The organism is Acidovorax sp. LjRoot204, from assembly GCF_056175785.1.
Genome location: NZ_JBGFFF010000270.1, coordinates 1 through 3,442 on the forward strand (window position 1 = coordinate 1; position 3,442 = coordinate 3,442).

Genomic DNA, 3,442 nt, shown 5'->3' on the forward strand with positions numbered 1-3,442 from the left:
GGGGTAATTGGTGTCCAGCAGGGCCTGCAAGCATCCGGCGATCACCTGTTCTTCGTTGTGGGCAGCGATGAACACCGTGATCAGCGGCCAGTCCGCCTGATCGATGTCCAGGTACGGATGGCGCTGGTGCCCTAGCAGCCGGTTCAGTGTGAGCACTCCATGCCGGGTGGCATACACCATCATCACCACGATGATCATGGCCAGCAGCGCCGCCATGGTGGACAGCACCGCATATGCCAGAGGGCCAGGCACCCACCGCTGACTGAGCGCTTCGATGGATTCAAGAGGCTGCGCCATCGGGGCCGCCCACGTACTGGCGCTGCCCAACGTGGTGGCAAATGCCGTCACACACCGCAGCCACCGCGCCGGGTGAATATGGGGTGCAGCGCTGCGCTCGGCATGACCAAGCTGTCGGCTCTCTCGATTCACGTGCATAGAACGCCTTTTGTTCCGACCACTGCTGGACCCTGCGCACAAGACGTGGAGTGGCGGCGTCTTGCGACCCCGTTACGTCACACCCTGCAGGGATGTGAGACGGAATGTAAGCAGCAGGCGGGGCACGGTCTGTTCGATGGCGAACACAGGCAAAGTCCAAACGCAAAAGGGCCGTGGATGGGGCTCAATGCACCCGTGCCGTCAGTCGCCGTCCACCCACTGCACGCTATCGAGTCAGCGATGGCGATGGGTTGGGCGAGACAGTCGCCTCGCGGTTTGCAAATTGGAACGCTGCATGGGTACTCAGAAACACCCTGCCCTCCAAACGCAGCCCCAGCGGCGTGGTCTGCAGGCGGTCCAGCACAGGCCCTTTGACCTCCGCCAGCAGCAATGCCATGCCGCGCTGGGCCAAGCTGCGCTCTAGGTCGGTGAGCACACCCAAGGCTGTGGTGTCGATCTGGTTGATGGCCGAGCACACCAACAGCACATAGTGCGTGTCAGGCTGTGCCGCCACCAGAGACTCCACCTTATCGAGTAACGCGTCCGAATTGGCGAAATACAGGCTTTCGTCGACCCGCACGGCAATCAGGCCGGGTTCGATAGTGACTGCATGGCGGGCGACGTTGCGGAAATGCTCCGTGCCTGGCACGCGCCCCACGACCGCAATGTGCGGATGGCTGCTGCGCCACACCAAAGTGCCCAGCGACAACGCCACCCCCATCAGGATGCCGACTTCCACGCCCAAAGCGATCACTCCCCCTGCGGTGGCCAGCAGGGCCATGGCATCCGCCTTGTCGTAATGCCAGGCCTCGCGCAGTGTCTCTAAGTCAATCAGGGACACCACCGCCACGATGATGGTGGCCGCCAGCACGGCATGGGGCAGATAGTGAAACAGCCCGGTCAGCGCGGCAATCACCACACCCATCAGCACGGCAGAAATGACACCTGCCAGGGGCGTGTTGGCTCCGGCGGCAAAATTGACGACCGAGCGCGCAAAGCCGCCCGTGACGGGGAAACCACCCGACAGCGCGCTGGCAACGTTGGCCGCCCCCAGGCCCAGCAGTTCCCGGTTGGGCTGAATGCGTTGCTGACGCTTGAGCGCAAGCGATTGCGCCACCGACACGCTTTCCACAAAGCCCACCAGCGAGATCAGCAGCGCAGGCAACCACAGCGAGCCCACAGACGCCATCGAAACCGCCGGCAGCCCCAGCTGCGGCAGGCCTTGGGGCACTGTGCCTACGATGCTGACGCCCGCTGTCTGATCCCAGCGCATGGCGGCAACGAGTGCGGTGGACACCATCACCGCCAGCATCGGCGCCAGTTTGGATGCGACGTCTGCCAGCCGCGGACTCGCACCCAGACGGACCAGCCATGGGGAGAGGGATTTGCGCGCCAGCAGCAAAAACAGCACGCTGCTTGCACCAATGCTCAGCGTGACCAGATTGGTTGAGGGAGCTGCGTGTGCTAACTGCACCACGGTGTCAAAGACATCGGTACCGCTCGCCTTTACGCCCAGCAGGTGCTTGACCTGCCCCACAGCGATGAGCACTGCCGAGCCAGAGATAAACCCGCTGATGACCGGATGGCTCAGGAAGTGGGCCAGAAAACCCAGCCGCAACACCCCAAACAGCAGCAACATGCCCCCGGAGAGCAGCGACAGCAACATGGYCAGCGCCACGTAGTCGGGCGARCCAGCGGCAGCCAGGGGCTGCAGGGCGCTCGCCGTCATGAGCGAAGCCACTGCCACCGGGCCCACAGCCAGCGTCACGCTGGACCCCAGCATGGCATACGCAACGATCGGCAGGATGCTGGCGTACAAGCCCACCTCGGGAGGCAAGCCAGCCAGCAGCGCGTAGGCCAGGCTCTGCGGGATGAGCATCACCGTCACGATCACACCGGCAACCATGTCGCCGGAGAGCCAGGACTTCTGGTAGCTGCGGACCCAGCCGGGAATGAAGTTCATGAGGGTTCCCGGTGATCAGGACGCCTCGGCATCCAGGGTCTGCGTCAGTCCAAACAACTGGGCAGACCTGGCACCCGAACGGCAAAACGCCAACGTGGGCTTGGGGGCCGCGATCAGGACCTTGTGCATGGCCTGCACCTGTTCCGGCGTGATCGAGCCACTGACCACGGGCAGGTACACATAGTGCAGCCCAGCCACTGTGGCAGCGCGCTCCATTTCAGGGCAGGTGGGCTGTGCGCCACCGCCCTCCCCGTCCGGCCGGTTGTTGATGATGGTCTTGAAGCCCTGCTGGGCCAAAAAGGCAAAGTCCGTGGTGGCCAGCTGGGGCGACACTGCGAAGTCGGGGGTCAGGGCAATGATCTGCAGCGGCATGTCAGCGGGCTCCCGTCTGGGCGGGTGGGGCGCGGTGAGACATGCGTTCGGCCAGCTCAAACAGCCACATGCCCGCCAGCATCGCCATCACAAACACGATGGCTTTGGGCTGGCCCGCGCCCGCCGAAACGATGGCGGGCCCCGGGCAAAAGCCTGCAATGCCCCAGCCCGCACCAAAGATGAGGCTCCCGACCACCAGGCGGCGATCGATGTCGCGCGACGTGGGCAGATGCATCGCGCCTCCCAGGAAACTGGTGGTGCGTTTCTTGGCCGCAGCGAACGCAAAGACGCCCACCGCAATCGCACCGCCCATCACGAATGCCAGCGATGGGTCCCACAAGCCAGCCAAGTCCAGGAAGCCCAGCACTTTGCCGGGATCGGTCATGCCCGAGACGATCAGGCCCAGTCCGAAGATCAGACCCACCAGGAACTCTGTAATGCGATTTTTCATAGCGATCAATGCTCCGATGTAGGCCGGGTCAGCCCAGCGCGTGCCGAATCAGAAAGACGGTGACAAACCCGGCCCCCATGAAGGCCAGGGTGGCCACCAGGGACCGGGGCGACATGCGCGAGAGTCCGCACACCCCGTGGCCGCTGGTGCAGCCCGATCCGTAGCGGGTACCGACACCCACCAGCAGGCCAGCGACCACCACCATGCCCCAGCTCGCATCA

4 protein-coding genes and 1 pseudogene are annotated in these 3,442 nt (G+C 64.1%); all 5 read right to left on the reverse strand.

From position 1 onward, the window contains the following. Positions 1-348: pseudogene (locus AC04MI_RS24190) on the reverse strand (glycosyltransferase family 2 protein); the annotation flags it as partial. A gap of 313 nt (positions 349-661) precedes the next feature. Further along, a complete protein-coding gene (locus tag AC04MI_RS24195; protein WP_476498925.1) occupies positions 662-2,398 on the reverse strand; it encodes a SulP family inorganic anion transporter in 1,737 nt (578 codons plus the stop codon). A 15-nt stretch (positions 2,399-2,413) separates the two neighbouring features. Further along, positions 2,414-2,770, reverse strand: coding sequence for a protein tyrosine phosphatase family protein (locus AC04MI_RS24200; protein ID WP_436077324.1), 357 nt, complete (start codon positions 2,768-2,770; stop codon positions 2,414-2,416). Between the two features lies 1 nt (position 2,771). Continuing rightward, a complete protein-coding gene (locus tag AC04MI_RS24205) occupies positions 2,772-3,221 on the reverse strand; it encodes a DUF6691 family protein (protein ID WP_436077325.1) in 450 nt (149 codons plus the stop codon). Between the two features lie 28 nt (positions 3,222-3,249). After that, positions 3,250-3,442 (reverse strand): YeeE/YedE family protein (locus tag AC04MI_RS24210; RefSeq protein WP_476498926.1); only part of this gene is annotated, 193 nt, incomplete at its 5' end.

Bases quoted from the DNA above. Each gene is read 5' to 3' on its own strand.
- AC04MI_RS24200 (WP_436077324.1), bottom strand. From the start codon at position 2,770: ATGCCGCTGCAGATCATTGCCCTGACCCCCGACTTCGCAGTGTCGCCC.
- AC04MI_RS24205 (WP_436077325.1), bottom strand. From the start codon at position 3,221: ATGAAAAATCGCATTACAGAGTTCCTGGTGGGTCTGATCTTCGGACTG.